20 protein-coding genes, 1 tRNA gene and 1 pseudogene are annotated in these 21,535 nt (G+C 46.5%); 18 read left to right on the top strand and 4 right to left on the bottom strand.

Annotation, left to right across the window (positions count from 1 at the left end; translation table 11 throughout):
• Positions 1–6: 6 nt before the first annotated feature.
• The 11 genes and pseudogenes from AC1DYT_RS02200 to AC1DYT_RS02150 all read left to right on the top strand — a co-directional run bounded on the left by AC1DYT_RS02200 (position 7) and on the right by AC1DYT_RS02150 (position 11,427).
• The gene (locus AC1DYT_RS02200; protein WP_477468010.1) at positions 7–1,164 is read left to right on the top strand and encodes a glycosyltransferase family protein; all 1,158 of its coding nucleotides are present in this window, start codon (positions 7–9) and stop codon (positions 1,162–1,164) included.
• A gap of 5 nt (positions 1,165–1,169) precedes the next feature.
• Positions 1,170–2,378, top strand: a complete 1,209-nt coding sequence (locus AC1DYT_RS02195) for a glycosyltransferase family protein (protein WP_477468009.1) — start codon at positions 1,170–1,172, stop codon at positions 2,376–2,378.
• Positions 2,365–3,330, top strand: a complete 966-nt coding sequence (locus AC1DYT_RS02190; protein WP_477468008.1) for a hypothetical protein — start codon at positions 2,365–2,367, stop codon at positions 3,328–3,330. The genes AC1DYT_RS02195 and AC1DYT_RS02190 overlap by 14 nt, the downstream gene beginning before the upstream one ends.
• A gap of 112 nt (positions 3,331–3,442) precedes the next feature.
• Positions 3,443–4,726 (top strand): glycosyltransferase, encoded by a 1,284-nt coding sequence (locus tag AC1DYT_RS02185; RefSeq protein ID WP_477468007.1) that lies wholly within the window; start codon positions 3,443–3,445, stop codon positions 4,724–4,726.
• Entirely contained in the window at positions 4,713–5,888 is a 1,176-nt protein-coding gene (locus AC1DYT_RS02180; RefSeq protein WP_477468006.1) for a glycosyltransferase family 4 protein, read from the top strand. Before AC1DYT_RS02185 ends, AC1DYT_RS02180 begins: the two co-directional genes overlap by 14 nt.
• A 9-nt stretch (positions 5,889–5,897) precedes the next feature.
• Positions 5,898–7,289, top strand: coding sequence for an exosortase Y-associated Wzy-like protein (locus AC1DYT_RS02175; RefSeq protein ID WP_477468005.1), 1,392 nt, complete (start codon positions 5,898–5,900; stop codon positions 7,287–7,289).
• Positions 7,274–8,419, top strand: coding sequence for an XrtY-associated glycosyltransferase XYAG1 (locus AC1DYT_RS02170; protein ID WP_477468094.1), 1,146 nt, complete (start codon positions 7,274–7,276; stop codon positions 8,417–8,419). Before AC1DYT_RS02175 ends, AC1DYT_RS02170 begins: the two co-directional genes overlap by 16 nt.
• On the top strand, positions 8,416–9,036 hold the full coding sequence (locus tag AC1DYT_RS02165) for a class I SAM-dependent methyltransferase (protein ID WP_477468004.1): 621 nt from the start codon (positions 8,416–8,418) through the stop codon (positions 9,034–9,036). The genes AC1DYT_RS02170 and AC1DYT_RS02165 overlap by 4 nt, the downstream gene beginning before the upstream one ends.
• Positions 9,033–10,443: pseudogene (xrtY, locus tag AC1DYT_RS02160) on the top strand (exosortase Y). Before AC1DYT_RS02165 ends, xrtY begins: the two are co-directional and overlap by 4 nt.
• Complete coding sequence (locus tag AC1DYT_RS02155; RefSeq protein WP_477468003.1) at positions 10,430–10,984, top strand: WcaF family extracellular polysaccharide biosynthesis acetyltransferase; 555 nt, start codon at positions 10,430–10,432, stop codon at positions 10,982–10,984. Before xrtY ends, AC1DYT_RS02155 begins: the two are co-directional and overlap by 14 nt.
• A 41-nt stretch (positions 10,985–11,025) precedes the next feature.
• On the top strand, positions 11,026–11,427 hold the full coding sequence (locus AC1DYT_RS02150) for a hypothetical protein (RefSeq protein ID WP_477468002.1): 402 nt from the start codon (positions 11,026–11,028) through the stop codon (positions 11,425–11,427).
• A gap of 3 nt (positions 11,428–11,430) precedes the next feature.
• Here AC1DYT_RS02150 and obgE read toward each other — a convergent pair whose 3' ends face one another.
• The 3 genes from obgE to AC1DYT_RS02135 all read right to left on the bottom strand — a co-directional run bounded on the left by obgE (position 11,431) and on the right by AC1DYT_RS02135 (position 13,297).
• Positions 11,431–12,429 carry a GTPase ObgE gene (obgE, locus tag AC1DYT_RS02145; protein ID WP_477468001.1) on the bottom strand — a complete coding sequence of 333 codons (999 nt, stop codon included), beginning with the start codon at positions 12,427–12,429 and terminating at the stop codon, positions 11,431–11,433.
• Positions 12,430–12,536: 107 nt separating this feature from the next.
• Entirely contained in the window at positions 12,537–13,118 is a 582-nt protein-coding gene (locus tag AC1DYT_RS02140; RefSeq protein ID WP_477468000.1) for an adenylate kinase, read from the bottom strand.
• 105 nt (positions 13,119–13,223) lie between these two features.
• Positions 13,224–13,297, bottom strand: a tRNA-Arg gene (locus AC1DYT_RS02135).
• A 201-nt stretch (positions 13,298–13,498) separates the two neighbouring features.
• Between AC1DYT_RS02135 and AC1DYT_RS02130 the strand changes: the two genes are divergently transcribed.
• Positions 13,499–14,605, top strand: coding sequence for an acyltransferase family protein (locus tag AC1DYT_RS02130; protein WP_477467999.1), 1,107 nt, complete (start codon positions 13,499–13,501; stop codon positions 14,603–14,605).
• Between the two features lie 6 nt (positions 14,606–14,611).
• Here AC1DYT_RS02130 and AC1DYT_RS02125 read toward each other — a convergent pair whose 3' ends face one another.
• Positions 14,612–15,073: a redoxin domain-containing protein gene (locus tag AC1DYT_RS02125; protein WP_477467998.1), complete on the bottom strand. Its 462-nt coding sequence runs from the start codon at positions 15,071–15,073 to the stop codon at positions 14,612–14,614.
• Positions 15,074–15,226: 153 nt separating this feature from the next.
• On the opposite strand from AC1DYT_RS02125, the gene AC1DYT_RS02120 reads away from it, so the two are divergent.
• From AC1DYT_RS02120 to AC1DYT_RS02095, 6 genes are all read left to right on the top strand, one after another.
• Positions 15,227–16,066 carry an ABC transporter ATP-binding protein gene (locus AC1DYT_RS02120; protein WP_477467997.1) on the top strand — a complete coding sequence of 280 codons (840 nt, stop codon included), beginning with the start codon at positions 15,227–15,229 and terminating at the stop codon, positions 16,064–16,066.
• An 11-nt stretch (positions 16,067–16,077) separates the two neighbouring features.
• Positions 16,078–16,875, top strand: a complete 798-nt coding sequence (locus tag AC1DYT_RS02115) for a hypothetical protein (RefSeq protein WP_477467996.1) — start codon at positions 16,078–16,080, stop codon at positions 16,873–16,875.
• A 1-nt stretch (position 16,876) separates the two neighbouring features.
• Positions 16,877–17,266, top strand: a complete 390-nt coding sequence (locus AC1DYT_RS02110; RefSeq protein WP_477467995.1) for a GntR family transcriptional regulator — start codon at positions 16,877–16,879, stop codon at positions 17,264–17,266.
• Positions 17,256–17,984, top strand: a complete 729-nt coding sequence (locus AC1DYT_RS02105) for a hypothetical protein (protein ID WP_477467994.1) — start codon at positions 17,256–17,258, stop codon at positions 17,982–17,984. The genes AC1DYT_RS02110 and AC1DYT_RS02105 overlap by 11 nt, the downstream gene beginning before the upstream one ends.
• Before the next feature lie 79 nt (positions 17,985–18,063).
• Positions 18,064–20,433, top strand: a complete 2,370-nt coding sequence (locus AC1DYT_RS02100) for an ABC transporter permease (RefSeq protein WP_477467993.1) — start codon at positions 18,064–18,066, stop codon at positions 20,431–20,433.
• A gap of 41 nt (positions 20,434–20,474) precedes the next feature.
• Entirely contained in the window at positions 20,475–21,476 is a 1,002-nt protein-coding gene (locus AC1DYT_RS02095) for an NAD(P)H-quinone oxidoreductase (protein ID WP_477467992.1), read from the top strand.
• Positions 21,477–21,535: the final 59 nt, after the last annotated feature.

Here is a 21,535-nt window from a genome sequence, read left to right as displayed (position 1 = left end):
CCAGATTTGAAAATCCTCCTCTCCTTTTTGCAGGATACCGGCCAACAGCCCCATGATATACCGGCCTATCGTTTTTGGCAATACTATATCAAAAACGGTATAGAAGAGGCGGGCATGCAATGGTTGGAGGTGCCGGATGCAGACTGGGCGGAAGGCTTGGTGCATGCCAAAGGCTCTTCAGGGCTAAAGGATTGGAACAGCCGCACATGGGATGCCACCCTGGCCTTCGTTAAAAACAACCTGCACCGCATCGATATTTTCCTGTGTTATTTATACCCGAGGCAAATAAATACCGCCGCTATCAGGGACATACAAGCCCTGGGCATTCCCTGCATAAATTTCTATTGCGACAATGTGAGGCAGTTTACCAAAGTGCCGAGCGAATTTAAAGTATTCGATTGGGTTTGGGTGCCCGAGTACGAGGCCCTCATGATGTATAAACAAGCCGGCATAAACTACATCAATTTACCAATGCCCATGTGGGTAGAGAAACAGTCCCGCGAACGCATCATCCACGAGCATCCGAATCTGGTCACATTCATCGGTTCAAAAGATGTCCTGCGCCAAAACTTATTGGGCGAAGCCATAAGCAAGGGGCTTGATATTACCGTACGCGGTGCCGGATGGCTACCCCAACCCTCAACGCAAGCGGCTGCTCGAAGCACGCTATCAGAAAAAATTGCTAACCAATTCAGTTTTATAGAGCAGCATGGCTTAAGGGACTATGCCATCAAAAATCTACAGCAATTTAGCCGCCCAACCTCCTACGAAATTGATGCAGCGCACATACAACCAAAACCCGGCCCCGAGGAGTATATTCAAATTACCCAAGGCAGTGCGATAACATTGGGCATAAACCGGGTGCCTACTTTTAAGCGGCTCGATACCAACCCGCTTACCTATTCGCGCTTGCGCGATATTGAGGCCCCCATGCTGGGCGCCTGTTACTTAACAGAGCATTGCGAAGGCTTGGATTTGTTGTACGAGCCTGAAAAAGAAATCTACACGTATAAAACAGCCGACGAGCTGGTGCACCAGGCCAAACGCCTGCTAGCCGACAAACCCACGCGCGATGCGCTAAGGGCTGCCGGCCAAAAAAGGGCCTTAACAGAACATTCGATACCCGCGTCGCTGCAAAAACTTAAAGCCACTATTTTCAAATAACCGCTTTGGAGACTTCCAAACCACGCATCTGCATCATTACCCAATCGCATCTTTGCCGCAACCCAAGGGTATTGAAGGAGGCGGTGACTTTGGCACAAAATGGCTACGATGTACATATATTAACCTCCATTTATTCAGGCACTTTACTGGAGCAGGATAAACTGGCCATTACCAACACGGGCATAAACCTACATATCATTGCCGATAATTCGCGAAGCGATATGCCGTCGCTCATTCATCGCGCTGTCAACAGGGCTGCTAAATTATTGGTAAAGTACGGGCTGATGCAAATAGCCCAGGCATTGGGCCATGGTTACTGGCAGTATATCAAAAAAAGCAAGGAGCTTGACGCAGCCTTGTATATATGCCACCAGGAAATGGCTACCTGCGTAGGTGCAGTTTTGCTAAATCAAGGCTACAAAGTGGCCTTCGATTTGGAAGATTGGTATTCGGAGGACTTACTGCCCGAGGCGCGGCAGAAACGCCCCATACAGCTATTGAAACAGGTTGAAAAGATAGCGTTGGATAAAGGGGCATACGTGGTTACTACCTCCCACGCACTTGCAGGTGCCTTGTACCAAAATTATGGTGGCCGCAAGCCGCAGGTAATTTATAACGTATTCCCATCGCCAAACCTGCCCCTTGCCGAAAAAGCTTTTACCGCTCCCGTGAAACTGTTCTGGTTTTCGCAAACCATCGGGCCGGGCCGCGGGCTCGAGGCATTTATCGCCTTAATTGCCGGGTTCAAAACAGGGCTCGAACTCCATTTGTTAGGTGCGGTGACGGCAACATATCAGGCACATTTGAGCAATCTGCTGGCGGTGCAGCATAAATTGTACTTCCATTCTCTGGTTCCCGAGAATGAACTGATAGGGAAAATCGCCAGGTACGATATAGGGCTGGCGCTGGAAGACTCCCAACCGCCAAGCCGCAACTACACCGTCACCAATAAATTCTTCCAATACTTACAGGCGGGCCTGCCTGTAATAGCTACCGACACCGCAGGGCAGCGCGAGGCTTTCGCGGAATTCGGTCCGGGTATTATGCTTGATGAGCAAACCTTGGCGAACAACGCGTCTGCCTTGGAATTATGGTTGAACAACCCCGCCGGGCTGGCTGCCGCCGCTCAAAAAGCCCGTGAAGCGGCCTCAAAGTACAATTGGAAAACCGAATCGGTAAAATTATTGAAATTCGTTGCCGATGCCATCAAGTAATAAAGTAAGCCTGCAAATCAACCTAGCCCCGTGCGATTATCCGCATGCAAGGCACATCCTCCCCCATCAGCTTAAGGTACTGGCGGGCCAGGTAGATGAGATATTGCTAATTATAGATACTAAGGCAAGCAAAGGCCGGTTCGCAGCCAATTGGGAAGAAAACAAGGGCTTGATGGATGAGCTGTTGCAAGAGATAAAACAAGCCTATCCGGTAAAGATAATCCCTGTTGATTATAGCACAGCGGTTAAACAGCAAGTTGCCGATTACTTTTTCGGTGGGCTACATATCCCGGATAAGGACTACCGGGGCGGGCCGTTCTACGCGTATTTCTTCGGGTTGTTTATGGCCAAAAACAACTACGTTTTTCATCTGGATTCGGATATATTCCTCGGCGGCAGCAGTAACACCTGGGTGGCAGAATCGGTTGATATGTTTCAGAAATACCCGGACTGTCTAGTCACTTCGCCCCTGCCTGGGCCACCTCACCCGCAGGAAACCTTGCTTGGACAGCACATCATCAAAAAAATATCGCCGTATGCCTATCAACTAGAAGGCATGAGCACGCGTTTATTTATGATGGATAAGGCAAAGTTTCAATCGAAGAAATTGGCGCTAACGAAGCCTAACTTACGCAACCAGCTAAAAGCGATAGTACAGGGCAACGCCAACGCTCAACTGCCCGAGATTTTAATAGCCGATTACATGCAGCAGAATAGCTTGATTAGAATAGATTTCCTTGGCAGCGGGCAAGGCATGTGGTCCTTGCATCCGCCGTATCGCACCGATAATTTTTACGAGGACTTACCTCAATTGATAAAAAAAATAGAGCGTAACGACCTACCGCAACAGCAGCAAGGCTTTTATGATATTATAGACGAAGTTTGCGACTGGACAGAAGCCCGCGAAAAACTAAGGACAAACAGATGGTGGAAAATGAAAAACAGTTGGTAACAGTCGGCGGGGATAAAGACACCATCGTTTTGATGGTATCCATAGGAAACAGGAACCATCTAACGGCCTATGGGCAGCTATCCTAAATTCTTTGCCGGCATCCATAAATAACGTGAAAAAGCTGCTCATCATATCGCCCTACTTCCCACCGGTAAACGCTGCAGACATGCATCGCGTACGTACCAGCCTGCGATATTTTATCGAAGAGGGCTGGGAAGTAGAGGTAGTGACCGTTGACCCGGCATACGCGGATATGGGCCGCGACGAACTATTGCTACAAAGCATCCCGCAAGGCATCAAGATACATCAGGTTAAAGCGTTCAGCAAAAGGCTCACCGCCAAAATCGGTTTGGGCAGCATCGCCCTGCGTTCGCTTTGGTATTACCGCAGGTACGTGGACAAGCTTTTGGCCGGGCAGCGTTTCGATTTGATTTACTTCTCTACCACCCAGTTCCCGGTTTTGGTCCTCGGCGCACACTGGAAGAAAAAGCATGGCGTGCCCTACGTAATAGATATGCAGGATCCCTGGCATTCTGATTACTATCTCGACAAACCCAAAGCCCAGCAGCCGCCCAAATATTGGTTCTCCTACCGCCTCAACAAATACCTCGAACCTATAGCGCTTAAAAAAGCTTCAGGCATCATCAGCGTATCGCAGGATTATATAAACGACCTTAAAGCCCGTTACCCGGTAATACAAAACATCCCGGCCGCTACCATCACCTTCGGCATGTTTGCGCCGGATATGGATATTGCGGCGGATCACCAAAGCGAATTTGCGCAAATACTGAACCCCGGCTTTACCAATATCGTTTACATTGGCCGTGGCGGCAGTGATATGCATAAAGCTATTGCGCCGGTATTCGAGGCCCTGAAAGCTATGCCTAATGAAGGTGCCATCAACAAAAAACAGCTTAAATTCTACTTCATCGGCACAAGTTATGCACCACAGGGGCAGGGCAAAGCCAGCATCATGCCATTGGCAGAACAATACGGCCTGCCGGATTTAGTAACCGAGATAACCGACCGTATTAGTTATTATCATACCCTGGCGACGCTGATGCGGGCAGATGCACTGTTCATCCCCGGATCCGACGATGCCAAATACACCGCATCAAAAATTTACCCTTACATCCTCACCGGGAAACCTTTGCTGGGCATATTCAACCCCAAAAGTTCGGCAATAGATATCATCAAAGAATTCGGCATCGATACCGTTTACGGGTACGATGCGGTAACCGCAGCTGATATCCATCGGTTTATAGTGGGCGTAATCGATAAAACATCGGTAACGCCTGCATTATCGCCACATGCCATGGCAAAGCATTCGGCACAAACAAAAACAGGCTTGCAATGCAGCATTTTTAACCAGGCCATACAATATGAAAAGTCATAAAATGCGCAGGTTGGCTATCATAACCACTCACCCCATACAATACTACGCGCCGCTGTTCCAGTTGCTGCAGCAGCGCAACCATGTTGCCATAAAAGTTTTCTACACATGGGGGCAGTCCGCACTGCCAAAGCACGACCCTGGTTTTGGCAAAGCAATAGAATGGGATATCCCCTTGTTGGATGGCTACCCCTATGAGTTCATAGAAAACACTTCTGCACAACCCGGCTCTCACCATGGCAAGGGAATCGTCAATCCAATGTTGATACCCAGGATAAGCGAATGGCAGCCGGATGCAGTGCTGGTATTCGGCTGGCTGTATGATAGCCACCTGAAAGTCATGCGCCATTTTAAAAATAAGATACCGGTACTCTTCCGCGGCGACTCTACCCTTCTGGATGAGAAGCCAGGCATCAAAAGCATGCTACGTTTTTTGTTTTTGCGATGGGTGTACCGCTTTGCAGATTACGCTCTTTATCCGGGCAGTAACAACAAGGCTTATTTTAAAAAATACGGCTTTAGCGAAGAACAGCTTGTTTTTGCGCCGCACGCCGTAGATAACGAACGTTTTGCAGCAAGCCGTGCCGATGAGGCGCAATTGCTAAGGTCCCGGCTAGGATTAACAGCGAATGATGTGCTGATACTTTATGCAGGTAAGTTCGAAGAAAAAAAGGCTCCGGCGCTGCTGGTGGATGCGTTTATCGAATTACAAAACCCGAACTGCCATTTATTGATGGCAGGCAACGGCGAGTTGGAAACGATTTTGAAACAAAGCGCAGCCGGTAACCCCAACATCCATTTTATGGATTTCCAGAACCAAACCTATATGCCGGTACTTTACCAGGCCTGCGATTTGTTTTGCCTGCCCAGCAAAGGCCCCAACGAAACCTGGGGCCTTGCCGTAAACGAAGCAATGGCCAGCAGCAAGGCTGTCTTAGTATCAAACAAAGTAGGCTGCGCAGCCGATTTGGTGCATCCCGGCCAAAACGGCGCCATTTTTAAAAGCGGCGATAAGAGCTCGCTGTTAAATACCCTGAAAGCGCTCACCCGGCAAAAAATAACATTAACTGTATTGGGCAAAAATTCCGGCGAAAAAATAAAAGACTGGAATTTTACGAAAATTGCCGAAGCGATAGAATACCTTGCGGCAAAACCAAAAAATTAATGCAAAAGCATGAACGAAAATAAGGGCTTAGAACGATTTATAGTCCTGTTTATCCCCTGGATATTGGCAAGCATACTCCAGTCGGATGCGCTACTGTCTTATTGGGTGGCCTGGGGTGGCTCGTTGCTTATATTTTTCCTTACGCTTACCGGCTGGGTTAAGTCGATACCAACCGACAGACCCATGACCGAGCAGTTGATGCGGCCCATGTTTATCATGCACATTATTTTTGCGGGCTACATGGCGTGTACATCGGTATTTTACATGCTGAATGCGCTAGGTTACGAAAACTTCGTCAGATCGCCGGTAACCCTGATAGACGCGCAAAAAATAGCGGCTATAGCACAGTGCCAGCGTTATTATTGCCTTGGCCATGCGGCATTCATAACCGGCGTACTGATTTTCATGAAATACCCTGCCAAAAAGAAATACCGTATAGAAAATACCGTACTGGCCGATTTGCTGATGAAAGTTGCCTTGATTTCTTTGCCGGTTTCCAATATACTCATGCGCACTCCGGGGCTTTCGCAGCTTTCATTTCAACTAAGTTCGCTTAGCTTTATAGCAGGTACATTGGCCCTCGCGTTTGCCATACCGCTAAAAAAGCCGGCGAATACTATTATTTGCAGCCTGCTGTACGCCTTTAACTTTTACTCGGCCCTAACATCGGGCTTTAAGGAACCTATTATCATCAGTATATTGGTATTGGGCCTCTTTTTATATCCAAACTACAAGAAATTCGTACTCATTACATTTGCCCCTCTGCTGTTTTTCTGCTTTATGGTGCTTCCTGCATATGTGAATAGCTTTAGGGCGGTTGCCTGGTCAGACGATCTGGATGCCGATGCGGCGGCACAACAATCCCTGGACGTTGCCCTTGATGGCGAAAACGACAACTGGGACTTCCTCACGTTGCGCTTAAGCGAGATAGATATGTTCATCACGTTTACGCAATCTACCCCCTCAACCATACCCTACTACGGCACCAAATTGCTCGGCCAATCGCTCATTGTGGTGATACCCCGTATATTTTGGCCCAACAAGCCGATTACCGAAGCCCTGGTTATGGAGCGGGTGTACGATGCGGGCGTAGTAAACCGCCTTTCCAACGTATCGGCCAAGCCGGCATATATCGTAGATGCCTACCTGTCCGGCGGCGTGCCGGGTATTTTCATAGCCTTATTTGCATACGGCGCGATAGCGCAACTCATATCTATAAAAGCCGAGGAACTCTTCGGCGGGTATATATTGGGCACAGCTTTGATATTCAGTGGTTTGTTTCAGATATTCTGGCGCGGGCTTAGCTTCGAGTTTATCATCAACGCCGTATTCTGGAGCTACATAAGCATGCTCATCATTTTCGCGATACTTAAAAAACAACGCATATTAAAACCGGTTTAAAAATACTGCACATTACCCCGGCTTATAAGCCTGCCTACATTTACGGCGGGCCAACCATGTCTGTAGCTACCTTGTGCGAAGAGCTGGCCAAAGCAGGTGTAGTTATAGAAGTTTTTACCACCACTGCAAACGGTGCCCAAGAACTCCCTGTAGTGCCTGATACTGCATTAATGGTGGATGGCGTTCAAGTTACGTATTTTAAGCGCATCACTAAAGACCATACGCATTTTTCGCCGGCCTTGCTCAAAGCGGTGTGGAAACAGGTGCGGGCTCACGATGCGGTACATATACACGCCTGGTGGAATTTGGTATCCCTGCTGTCCGCAGCCATTGCTATTGCGCGTAAGGTACCGGTAATCATTTCTCCACGCGGGATGCTTAGCCCCTACTCGTTCAACAACAAGAATATCGGTGCAAAAAACATCATCCATAAAGTCTTCGGAAAACGCCTGCTGCAAAAAAGCCATATCCATACCACATCGGCGCACGAGAGCCGGGCGGTTACACAGCTGGTGCAGCCGCTTGGTATAACGGCGGTCCCCAATTTCGTGAAACTGGAGACCGCAGGCATTAAAGGCAAGCCTCCACGTGGCCAAGTCCTGAAAGTGCTATTCTTTTCACGCATCGAAGAGAAAAAGGGGCTGGATATATTGATAGAGGCCCTTCGGTTGCTCACAGTGCCCTTCCATTTAACCATTGCTGGCAGCGGTGCGGATGGTTATATCGGCCAATTAAAATCGCTGGCTGTTGGTCTGGAGGACAAGATTACCTGGGCCGGTTTTTATGGCGACGATAAATTTATCCTGCTGCAACAGCATGATGTAATGGTGCTGCCCTCGCACGATGAGAACTTTGGCAACGTAGTAATAGAAAGCCTGAGCGTAGGCACCGCGGTACTGATTAGCGAACACGTTGGCCTGGCCGATTACGTACGCGATAACGGCTTCGGCTGGATATGCCAAACCAACGCTGCATCGGTCGCGGATGCCATAACTGCCATAAGCCTGGAAGATACCGGCCGGTTGGAAAAAATAACGGAAACGGCTCCGGCTGTCATAAGGCACGATTTTACCGGATACGCATTAACGCAAAAATACATTAACCTTTACCGGCAAATAATAAACGCATGAGCGATTATAAAGAGTACAACTACCAAAGCAGCGCCATAACGCATAACTTTAAGTATATGCTGCAACCGCTGCTCAGCATGCTGGATAAGGATAAGAACCGCTGCATCCTGGACTTGGGCTGCGGCAACGGCTACCTGGTAAACCACCTGATATCCTTAGGTTACAACGCTTACGGTACCGACGCATCTGAAAAAGGCATTGCCATTGCCCGCGAGCAAAACCCGGGCAGTTTCTTCATGCAGGACCTTTCTACCGATAAACTGCCCGAAGGGCTGCAGGGGCTATCTTTCGATACGGTTATCTCTACCGAGGTGATAGAGCACCTTTACGACCCGGAGGGCTTCATAGATTTTTGCAGGCAGGCACTTGCACCCGGCGGGGAAATCATTATCTCTACCCCTTACCATGGCTACCTTAAAAACCTGCTCATCAGCCTGGGCAATAAATGGGATACGCACCTGAACCCTGTTTGGTTGGGTGGGCATATCAAAATGTGGTCGGCCAAAACGTTGAGCGGCCTACTCACTGCAAAAGGCTTCACTGTAACCCGGTTTGAAGGCTGCGGGCGCATTCCGTATCTTTGGAAATCGATGATTGTTAAAGCAACGCTTAATTGAATACCCAATATTCGTTTATCGTACTCACTTTTAATGAAGAAATTCATTTACCCCGGCTGCTGGCTTCTATTGCCGGACTGGATGCAGCCGTTTTTGTTTTGGACTCTTTCAGTACAGATGGGACCGTTAACCTAGCCGAATCGGCAGGGGCTGTAATTTTGCAGAATTCCTTCGAAAACCACCCAAAACAATGGGATTTTGCCCTGAAAAACTTCGATATTAAAACGCCATGGATAATTTGCCTGGATGCCGATCAGGTGGTAACGCCTGAGTTGTTTGCACAGCTGCAAAAATTCGATACCAACGATTACGATGGAATCGACGGTATTTACTTCAACCGCAAGAACTTTTTTAAAGGGCGATGGATAAAACATGGTGGATACTACCCGTTCTATCTGTTAAAGATGATACGCTATGGCAAAGGCTACTCGGACCTGAACGAGAATATGGACCACCGCTTCATCGTACCGGGCAATACCCTAATCTGGAAAAAGGCGCATATCATAGAAGAGAATCTCAAGGAAAACAACATCCGTTTCTGGATAGAGAAGCACAACAAATACAGCGACCAGCTTGCCGTAGAAGAAACGGAGCGCATACTGGGCATACGCAATCAAACCATTAAACCGCGATTTTGGGGCTCGCCCGATGAACGTACTGCCTGGCTGAAACAATTATGGTGGCGTTTGCCGCGTTATGTTAGGCCGATGCTGTATTTTACGTACCGCATGCTATTTAAACTGGGGATACTGGATGGCCGCACCGGAGTGATATTCCATTTTTTACAGGCCTTTTGGTTCAGGCTGGTTGTGGACATCAAAATAGACGAGATTATTAAACAACGGGATGATGCTAAATAAGCTTAGGGAAAATACCGCCTTGTGGTTCAGCATTAAGTTTGCGGGCTTGTTCCTGCTGTTTTATTATTTCAATATATTCTATTTCGGCCTTATCACGCCCGCTAATAACTACAGTGCGTTCTTAGACCATCACCTCAATTATATCGAGTGGCTGCGCTGGCTGCTCTTGCACACCAGCAGCACCATCCTCAATGCGTTGGGCTTCACTTCCATAGTGGGCAACAACCAATTACTGGTAGCGGGTCATGGCATCATCGATCTGATATACACTTGCCTGGGGCTGGGCGTAATGAGCTTCTTCGCGGCGTTCGTAATCGCCTATCCTAAAAAACTGAAGCCTAAGCTGATATTCCTGTTCGCGGGGCTTTTGGGCATACAAGTGCTTAACATCATTCGGCTGATGCTACTGGCATTGTATTGGAACAAAAGCCGCAACCGCATCATCGATCATCATATTATCTTTGATGTAATTATTTATATAGTTATCATTTTCGCCCTGTACAAATGGGTAAACAATAAAGCCACCAATACCGATGCCGCAAACTAACCTGGCCGTATATAACAATCATCCTTACCACCCCGGGGGCAATGCGTTTAAACGGCTGCTTTGGTATTATGTGAATGCCGTGGTTTTCAAAAGTGCCTTGTTCCCCATCAATGGCTTAAAAAGCGGCTTGCTGAAGTTATTCGGCGCGCAGCTGGGTAAGGGAGTGGTGGTAAAACCCGCGGTAAATATCAAATCGCCCTGGTTTTTAACCATAGGCAACCATACCTGGCTAGGCGAAAACGTATGGATAGATAACCTGGTGATGGTAAACATAGGCAGCAACGTGTGCCTTTCGCAAGGGGCTATATTACAAACCGGCAGCCATAATTATAAAAAGAGTACGTTCGATTTGATTACCGGCAGCATCGTACTGGAAGATGGCGTATGGATTGGCTGCGGGGCTATCATAAACCAGGGCGTTACAGTGGGCAGCCATGCGGTACTTACCAGTGGCTCGGTTGCTACAAAAAATTTAGACGCATATAGCATTTACCAGGGTAACCCTGCAGTAAAAGTGCGCAGCAGAGAAATTGACGAATGATGTTGAAGAATACTTTTTTACCCTTGTGGATTTTTGCATTGATGGCCGCTTTTTTGATTGCAGGCTGCAAAAATAAAACCGTTACCAGCAACGCCGACCCACGGGAGGCTAACAGGGTAATAGATAGCCCAAGCATGGCCTATATCAAAAAGTTAGATAAAGAAAATAAGGGGGTGGTATTCGTATTCACCAAAGATTATCCCGAGTTTAAGAAACTCAGCAACCGTAGCATCATCCTGAAGGCCCTAAACCAAGACCTCAGCATCGATTTGAACGAGTACCAGCATAAAGATTTTATGGGCCCCGTTTACATCCTGCTACCTGCCTACTACGTAGGTATCAGGGCATCAGTCATACTCAAATGTTTCCCGGCGTATAAGGGTTTTACCTTTACACAGCCGAGCGACGAGTACGTGGTGTATCACACCAATACGAAACGGTAGGTATTACCGGTTTATCTCTTTCCAAAGCAGGTCCTTCAGTTCGGTAACGTTCTTCTGCGCTACCGACGAAATGAACACGTAAGGGATGCCCTCAGGCACTTCCTTCTCCATCTCTGCCTGCAATTCCTCATCCAGTAAATCGCTTTTGGTAATGGCCAGCACACGTGGTTTGTGCATCAGTTCCTCGTTGTATTCGCTCAATTCATTCAGCAGGATTTCGTATTCTTCTTTTATCGTCCTTGCTGTATCGGCAGGCACCATAAATAAAAGTACCGAGTTGCGTTCGATATGGCGAAGGAAACGGATTCCCAATCCCTTGCCTTGCGATGCACCCTCTATAATACCCGGTATATCGGCCATCACAAACGATTGATTGCCGCGGTAACCAACGATACCTAAATTAGGCACAAGCGTTGTAAAGGCGTAATCTGCTATCTCCGGCTTAGCGGCAGATACAACCGACAGCAGTGTTGATTTCCCCGCATTTGGGAAGCCTACCAAACCTACATCGGCCAGTATTTTTAGTTCGAGGATGTTCCAGTCTTCCTGGCCGTCTTCGCCTGGTTGGGCAAAGCGGGGGGTTTGCCTGGTTGCCGTTTTAAAATGCCAGTTACCTAAACCGCCACGGCCACCATTAGCCAATATTTTAGTTTCACCATCGTGGGTTATCTCGAAAAGGGTTTCACCGGTTTCCGCATTTTTGGCGATTGTACCAATAGGCACTTCCAGTATTTCGTCGCGCCCGGTTTTGCCGCTACGCTGCGAGCTGCCACCGGCATCGCCATCGCCGGCTATAACATGTTTGCGGAACTTAAGGTGAAGCAGTGTCCACAACTGGGCGTTACCTTTAACAATCACGTGGCCGCCACGGCCGCCGTCGCCGCCATCGGGGCCGCCCATCGAGGTTAAGATATCCCTGTGCAGATGCGAAGAACCTGCCCCCCCGTGGCCGGAACGGCAGCATATCTTTACGTAATCAACAAAATTCGAACCCTGCGACATAATCTTTCCTTTAAACAGAAAGTCCGAAGCTTAGGGTTTTGACGCTCCTAACCTGCGGACTTTACAAACTTACACTTTTATAAATTACTGAATTTATCAGTCTTTATTTACTTTTTCAGCCACTTTTCTATAATGGCACATATCTGAGCAAAAATCTCGTCCACCGAGCCAATGCCATTGATGCTTTCGAACTTACCCTGGCCTTTGTAAAAACCAGCTACGGCAGCCGTTTTATCATTGTATTCTTTTATCCTTTTACGGATAACTTCTTCGTTCGCATCGTCAGGGCGACCTGAATCTTTGCCGCGAAGCAATAAGCGACGCAGCAATTCGTCATCGTTTACTTCAAGCGCAACCATGCCTGATATAGCGGATTCCTTCGACTCTAACAAAGCATCTAAAGCCTCGGCTTGCACCACTGTGCGCGGGAAACCATCGAAAATAAAGCCTTTGGCATCTTTGTTGGCATCCAGCTTGTTGCTTATCATTCCTATCACAACGGCATCGGGCACTAATTTGCCATCGTCCATCAATTTCTTTGCTTCCAGACCCAATTCGGTACCTTGTGCAATTTCGCCACGCAGCAAATCACCTGTAGAAAGATGAATTAACCCGAACTTCTCGATAAGTTTTTGTGATTGGGTACCCTTCCCTGCTCCGGGGGGACCAAACAGTACTAAGTTAAGCATCCCTTATTATTAAAAATTAAAAAAGCCCATGAACACTATACTCAAAGGCTTAATTTTTGGGCACCTGGCGGATGTCGCAGTTCCGGGACAAGTGGTTGAAATATGTGCACTTGTAGGGATTCGAACCCCAAACCTTCTCATCCGTAGTGAGATGCTCTATCCAATTGAGCTACAAGTGCATTTTCCGTATCGGGTTTTGTATATCGAAACCGATATAATCCCCTTTTTTAACGGACTGCAAAAATAGAACTTTCTTTTTAATTCGCCTACTTTTTTTGAAAAAAATAGGCGGACAATCTTCGGCCTCGCCCCTAATCAAAACAATTCAAACAGATTAGACGCTTTTTTATACCTTTAAAGGTTTAATAATTATTGGTTTGATGAAGCTTTTTAGCGCCGAAAGCCTTTTTTCCGAAATAAAATCCGTCCCTGATGTGCTGGCGCAAAAAACCTTCCCAAGCCTTAACGGCCTGCGGGGTATATCCATCCTTATGGTTGTGGCTTATCATATTGTAGACCTATATAACATTCCCGTTTATGGCAACCTGGGCTTTATGGGCCCGCTTGGCGTGGATATATTCTTTGTTATCAGTGGCTTTCTAATTACCACCCTGTGTGTAAAAGAAAAGGTAAAGTACGGGTCTATATCCCTTAAAGCGTTTTATATGAGGCGTGTTTTGCGGATCGTGCCGGTTGCTTACCTTTACATTATCTCACTCATTATACTCAACCATTTCTATCACCTCAATATATTCCCGGTTACATTTTTGGCTTCGTTCTTATTCATCATGAACTTATCCATCTCGCGCCTGTCGCAGGCTAGCTGGTACCTGGGCCATTATTGGTCGCTCTCGGTAGAAGAGCAGTTCTACCTTTTTTTCCCCGTGCTGCTCAACAAAAGCTGGAAGCTGTTCATAGCCGGTTTGCTCTTTACCATATTTGTAGTCCCCATTATTTACTATTTCCAGATAAACTCGGGCTTCTTAAACTATGGCTTGTGTACTGCGGCAATCCGTTATTTTATCAAGTTCCAGGGCATAGCCATCGGCTGCCTGTATTCAGTAATGCTTTTTAAAGGTTATTTCAACTTCGGCAAGCTCAAATTGCCCATAACGCTGCTATCCATTTTCGTTATGTTTTATCTCAAATACAGCCAATGGCTAAACCCGACCGCGATAAGCACCAACCTCATTATTTCTTTGTTCCTGGGCTTTATTGTGGTGAATAACCTCCGTCAATCCAAAAATGTGATTTTCAAGCTATTGAACACCAAAGCACTTAGCTTCATCGGCATACTGTCGTACAGTATTTATATCTGGCAGCAGGTGTTTTTATCCAACGATCCAAATTTACCTTTAAGCAAGATGCCTATCAACCTGCTGTTCCTGGTAGTTGTGCCGCTATTGTCGTACTTCTTCTTCGAAAAGTTCTTCCTCAAATTCAAGAAAAAATTCCAACGCATCAAGGATACTAATAACCCTGCATAGCAGATATTACTTCACCACTTCTGCAATCGCTGCAAAATCGGGCAGGTCGCCGGCATTTTCAAGCACTTCTGCATAGATGATATTTTGCGCTTCATCTATCACAAAAGCAGCGCGTTTAGACACGCCTTTCATGCCGAAGGCAAAGGTTTCATATAAGGCACCGTAAGCTTCAGAAACATCTTTGTTGAAATCAGATAGCAGCGGGAACTGGTAAGCGTTCTCTTCTTTAAACTTACCCAGGGTGAAAGGCGAATCTACCGAGATGCCCAATATCTGCGCGTTTAACCCATCGTAATAGCCAAAGCTATCGCGCATGGTGCAAAGCTGCGTGGTGCAAACACCGGTAAAAGCCAAAGGGAAAAAGTGTAACACCACTTTCTTGCCTTTAAAATCGGCTAAGGAAACTTCTTTAAGGTCTGACGAAGTGAGTTTGAATTGCGGGGCGGCTGTGCCGGTTGTTAAAGCCATGTTGTTTGTTTTTGTGCAAATGAATGACATTTTACGGAAAGTCTGTTACTCACCGATTGAAAAGGTGAAATTTTACAAAAAAATAATTATCCAAAAATTTGGATATTACAAACATACAGCTACATTTGTAGTGTACTACTTAACTAATACACTATGATACAATTCAACAATTTGTCTTTTGGTTATTCGCGCAAAAAGTTGCTGTACAAAAACCTTTCTCTTTCCATCGAAAATGGAAGCATCTACGGCCTGCTTGGGAAAAATGGTGCCGGTAAGAGTACCCTTCTCAAAAATATGGTAGGCACGCTGTTCCCGGTTGAAGGCAATGTATTTATAGACGGCATGGAACCTAAAAGCCGCAAGCCATCGTTCCTGCAAACCATTTACTACATCGCCGAAGATGTGTATGTTCCTGCGCTTACAATTAAGCAGTACCAAAACCTGTTTGCGCCTTTTTATCCGCAGTTTAATAAGGAAAGCTTTTATAAATACCTGCTAGAGCTTGAGGTAAGCGTAGATGGCAAGCTGAATAAACTATCCTTTGGGCAGCAAAAAAAGTTTGTGATAGCTTTTGCGCTGGCCTGCAATACCAAGGTGTTACTAATGGATGAGCCCACAAACGGGCTTGATATACCATCCAAAGCTCAGTTCAGAAAGCTTATCGCTTCAGTGATGAACGACGAGCGCATCATCTTTATCTCCACCCACCAGATCCGCGACCTGGAGAATATGATAGATAAGGTAATGATTGTAGATAACGGCAACCTGTTGCTGCACTCTTCAATTGCAGATATCGCCGAAAAGCTTTGCTTTAAAACCGTAACCGAAATACCTGCAGGCGTAAAAGTGCTTTACTCCGAAAAAATGCTGCGCGGCACATCGGTTATTATAGAGAATGTAGATGGTGAAGACTCGGCGCTTAACCTGGAGCACCTTTTTAACGGCATTACCGAAAACCCGGCAATGGCCAAACAATTATTCCCGATAAATTAATACTAATTACCATGAATGATACCTTTAGCCTCAGCAGATTTGTGCTGCTATTAAAGAAAACCATATTCGAGCGCTCGATGCAACTAATTGGCGCACTTGTAGCTGTAATGGCATTTACATTTTTACTTTATACGCTTGTGCTTTATGCATTGGATTGGGGGCCAGCCCAAAACCTGTCATTTATTTGGGGCTTTATTGGTGGCGGGGTGGTTTTATCTTCGGTAGTATTTAGCTACTTTACTACTAATGCGGGTGGGGCAGCCTATCTTACATTGCCTGCCTCCTCGCTGGAGAAATGGCTCTGCGGTATATTGATATCGGGCTTGTTATTTTGCATTGTTTTTTTAGGCTTTTTCCGGCTTATGGATTACACCTTTGTAACGGCCTATCATAACGGATTAGACCGAACCAGCCCGCTGTACCATGCCTTGTACAACCATGTGTACTTGTACGCATTTGAAGATAATAATGTATTTGTTAAGGCAACAATATTGTACACCAACTTTGTTGGAGCCATGATGGTAGGCACGTTATACTTCAACCGGGTTGCTCTTGTAAAGGTGGCGCTGGTGGTTTGCGGTGTGCTGGCTGTTATCTATTTTTTAAATCTGGCCATTGTTAGCCTATTATTTTCTAATGTCGATATTGCGTTCCCGTACTTTACGGTATTGATAAAAGTAGATTCTGAAGTTGGGAATATCGAGCTTCCGCATTACGCTTATGCTATCGCAAATAATTTTCTTCAGTACATATTGCCGGGCACTTTGTGGATAACAGCTTATGTAAGGTTAAGGGAAAAAGAAATTTAGAATGGAGTTTAGAGAAAAACAAGCAATTTATTTACAAATAGCAGAATACGTTTGCGAGCAAATATTGCTTAAGCAATGGCCGCTGGAAACAAAAATATTAAGCATTCGCGACTTGGCGGTAGCAATGCAGGTGAACCCTAATACGGTTCAGCGCGCCTACGACTTTTTGCAGCAACGCGAAATTATTACCAATAAGCGCGGCGTGGGTTATTTTGTAGAGAATGAAGCTATGCATAGAGTAGTTGCCTTCAGGAAAGAGCAGTTTTTAGAAAATGAATTGCCCCTATTTTTAAGAAGCATGTATTTGCTGGATATTCCGATGGAAGAAATTGAAATACGCTACATGAAATTTATTGATGAAACTTTTAAAGAGAAAAAATATGAAGACTAAAACAAGTACAATTATACTGAGGATTTTATTCGCCGTGATGTTGTTAGGTGTCGTAGTATCCGATCTGGCATTTAAAAACGTTTACGACAAAGTTGATAAAAGCGATACCTATTGGAATTACAACAAGGTGCTGGAACAGCCTTTTAAATACCTGAAGATTGAGGGTGGCAATATCACGCAAATAGTTTTTCAACAAAGTAAACACGCATCGGTAAGGGTGCTCAACTATTGGGACGCCTATAAAAAAGATGTAACGTTTAAGGCCTATGTAAAAAACGATACGCTGCACTTAGTGTTTCCTAACAAATACAAAAATGAGGGCGAAAAAAACTGGATGCAAAACCGGGTGCTGGTGCGGTTGTTTGCTCCCGAACTGTTATCTGTAGATGGTGCCGATACCAACTTTGAGCTACAGAAATTAAGGCAGGCAAACATATCTGTAAATTTAAAAGGGAAATCGCGACTGGAAGTAGAAAGTTATAATCAAAGTTTCGACACACTTCGGATAACACAGGCAGATTCAAGCCAGGTTTTATTTGAAATGGCACCAGAATTAAAGGGATCTAAAAATATGCACTTTGGCTACGTAGCAGCAAATCTTAAAGATTATACCATACTAGACATTGGCCACGGCTTTGCTGAAAAGGCTGATTTAGCTATTGCTGATAGCTCGGCTATAATTCTTTCAGGGAAATCTTTAAAGGCAATGCATCAGTAAAAGGCAATAGGCGTTTGAAATAACTAAATATTTAGTTATACATTTACTTATTCTTCAACAACAAGTAAATTGATATAACATGATAAAGAATTTGATCAAAACGGCTTTCCGCAGCCTGTTAAAAAACAAAGGGTTTACGTTCATCAATATCATCGGGCTGGCACTGGGCTTGGCTACCTGCCTGCTGATCATGCTCTATGTGGTTGATGAGTTGAGTTACGATAAATTCAACACCAATCACCAGCGCATCTACCGCGTAAATACCGACCTTAACTACGGCGGCACGTTATCATCCTTTGCCATTGCTGCCCCACCAGTTGCAGGCGCTTTAAAGGCCGAATTGCCGGAAGTGGAAAATGCGGTGAGGTTATCCGCGGCACAAAATATCCGCCTTAAAAAAGGCGAGGAGGTAATTAATGAGAAGGATGTTTTCTATTGCGATTCGTCCATATTTGCTATTTTCACTCTGCCGCTTATAGAGGGCGATGCCAAAACCGCTTTAACCACACCCAACAGCATCGTCATATCCGCCGCCGCTGCCAAAAAGTATTTTAATACCACAGCCGCGCTGGGTAAAACCTTAACCATCCCCAACGACAGCGTTCCCCGCCGAATTACCGGTGTAATGCAGGATATGCCAGCCCAATCGCACTTTAAGGCAGATTTCCTGATGCCGCTATCTGCCGAACGCGATAATAACTGGGCACGCTTTACCTTTAACACCTATATCCTGCTAAAGCTAGCTGCAAATACCGCCGGGCTGGAAGCAAAAATGAACGCCTTGCTGGTTAAAAACATTAATTCTGCGGCTTTTAACTATCAAAAGTTTGCAGCGGGTGGTAACTACATTAAACTTAACCTCACGCCCTTAACGGGCATCCACCTAACTTCCAACCGCCAACGCGAACTTGGGCCAAATGGCAACATCCAGTACGTTTACATTTTTATGGGGATAGCCGGCTTTGTCCTACTGTTGGCGTGCATCAACTTCATGAATTTATCCACCGCGCGTTCTACAAACCGTGCGCGGGAGGTTGGCGTGCGCAAAGTTTTAGGCGCCAAACGCAGGTTCATCATTGCCCAGTTTCTGGCCGAGTCGGTATTGGTTACGCTGGTAGCTACCCTGGTTGCTGCTTTTGCGGGATGGGCCTTACTATCGCTGTTCAACCAAATTTCGGGCAAGGTCTTATCTGTTAGCTGGCAAAACCTTAAATGGGTATTACCTACGCTGTTGCTTATTGTTTTTTCGGTTGGGCTGCTGGCCGGCTCGTACCCTGCCTTTTTCCTGTCGCGGTTTAAACCTATCCAGGTATTAAAGGGCAAGCTGTCGGTGGGTTTTAAGGGCGGCGCCTTGCGTAACGCTTTAGTGATTTTCCAGTTCGCCATTTCGATATTTCTCATCATAGGCACATTGGTGGTATACAACCAGCTTAATTACATCCAAAATAAAGACCTTGGCTTTAATCGCAACCAGGTATTGGTGCTAAAGAACGTTTCCACAATAAGCAACCCTGTATTGCTAAAGCAATCTGTTCAACAGCTGCCGGGCGTGGTTGATGCAACGCTTAGCAGTTACCTGCCCACCGGCACTACCCGCTGGCCGAATAACATCACTGCGGCCGACGGTAAATCGTTACAAACGGAACTTTGGCCGGTAGATGCCGGTTATCTGCACACTATGGGCATGCAGCTGAAAAGCGGCCGTGATTTTTCGGAGAGCAACCTTTCCGATTCCTCTTCTATCATTATCAACCAAACGGCAGCCAATATGCTTGGCTACACAGGCGGCGCTTTCGAGAAAATAAAAAACGGCGGGCGGGAATACACGGTGATAGGCGTCGTAAGGGATTTTAATTTTAGTTCCTTGCGGGATAATATCAGTCCGCTGGTGCTGGTCATGAACCGGGATTTCATGGCCTCGCTCAGCATCAGGGTAAATACCAAAAACCTTGCAGGCATAATGGCGCAGATAGAAAGCAAATGGAAAGCCCTCTCGCCAAACCAAAAGATGGAATACACTTTTATGGATGAAGATTTTAACGCCATATACAGCAACGAACAACGCATGAGCAAACTGTTCGTGCTGTTCACCGCGCTCGCCATTATTATTGCCTGCCTTGGGCTGTTTGGGCTGGCTGCCTATGCGGCAGAACAGCGGAGCAGGGAAATAGGCATCCGCAAAGTGCTGGGCGCAGATGTATCGAGGATTGTTGCTATGCTCTCTGCCGATTTTGTAAAACTGGTGGCCATTGCCGTAGCTATAGCATCGCCGTTGGCATGGCTGGCCATGCACAAATGGCTGGATGCCTTTGCATACCGCGATAGCATCCATTGGTGGGTATTTGTGTTGGCCGCCGCAGCGGCGTTGGCTGTTGCGTTGCTAACTGTTAGTTATCAGTCTATAAAGGCAGCTATCATTAACCCGGTGGAAAGTTTGAGGAGCGAGTAGTTGGCGTAAAGCAAAACATCCCCAACCAATTAAGGTTATTTATGCTGATATTACCAATAATGAAAGCCATCATCATCACCCACCCCGGCGCCCCCGATGTATTACAATTTGCAGAGCGCCCTATACCCACTTACGCAACTGGCGAGGTTTTGATAAAAGTAATGGCTGCCGGCATAAACCGCCCGGATGTATTCCAGCGGAAAGGCAATTACCCGCCTCCTGATGGTGCACCAAAAGACATCCCCGGACTTGAACTTGCCGGCATAATAGCCGAGGTTGGTGCTGACGTTAGCCGATGGAAAATAGGTGATAAGGTTTGCGCACTAGTTATCGGTGGCGCATACGCCGAATACTGCGCCGCTCCTGAAGGGCAGTGCCTGCCCGTTCCCGGTAACTTAAGCTTTGCCGAAGCTGCCTCCCTCCCCGAAACCTTCTTTACTGTTTGGAGCAATGTGTTCGACCGTGCAAACCTGCTACCCGGCGAAACCTTGCTAGTGCATGGCGGCAGCAGCGGCATAGGGGTTACAGCTATACAAATGGCAAAAGCTTTAGGCAGCAAAGTTTATGTAACTGCAGGGAGTGATGAGAAGTGCAAATTCTGCGAGGCATTGGGCGCAGATAAGGCCATCGATTATAATAAAGAAAATTTCGGCGACACCATCCATCAGCTTACCAATGGCAAAGGCGTAGATGTGATACTGGATATGATAGGCGGCGATTACACCGCCAAAAACATACAGTGCCTGGCAAACGATGGTAGGCTGGTGATGATAAATGCCATGAAAGGCAACAAGGTAGAAATCAACCTATCCGAAGTAATGCGCAAGCGCCTCGTGATAACCGGTTCGATGCTACGTTCGCGCGAGGTTGCATTCAAGAGTGCTATCGCCCAAAAACTGGAAGAGCACGTTTGGCCGTTGCTTGCTTCCGGGCAAATAAAGCCCGTTATCTACAAAATATTCCCCGCCGCCGAAGCCTCCAAAGCCCATGAGCTGATGGAAACCAGCGAGCATATGGGGAAGATCGTAATCAGTTGGCAGTAGGTAGTTTGCATACTTCGAAGCCTCACCCTACCCTCTCCAAAGGAGAGGGTTCTAAAAAT

The organism is Mucilaginibacter sp. P1_D10, from assembly GCF_056406215.1.
The sequence above is the reverse complement of the archived record's forward strand: the minus strand, read 5'-3'. Positions and strand labels throughout refer to the sequence as shown.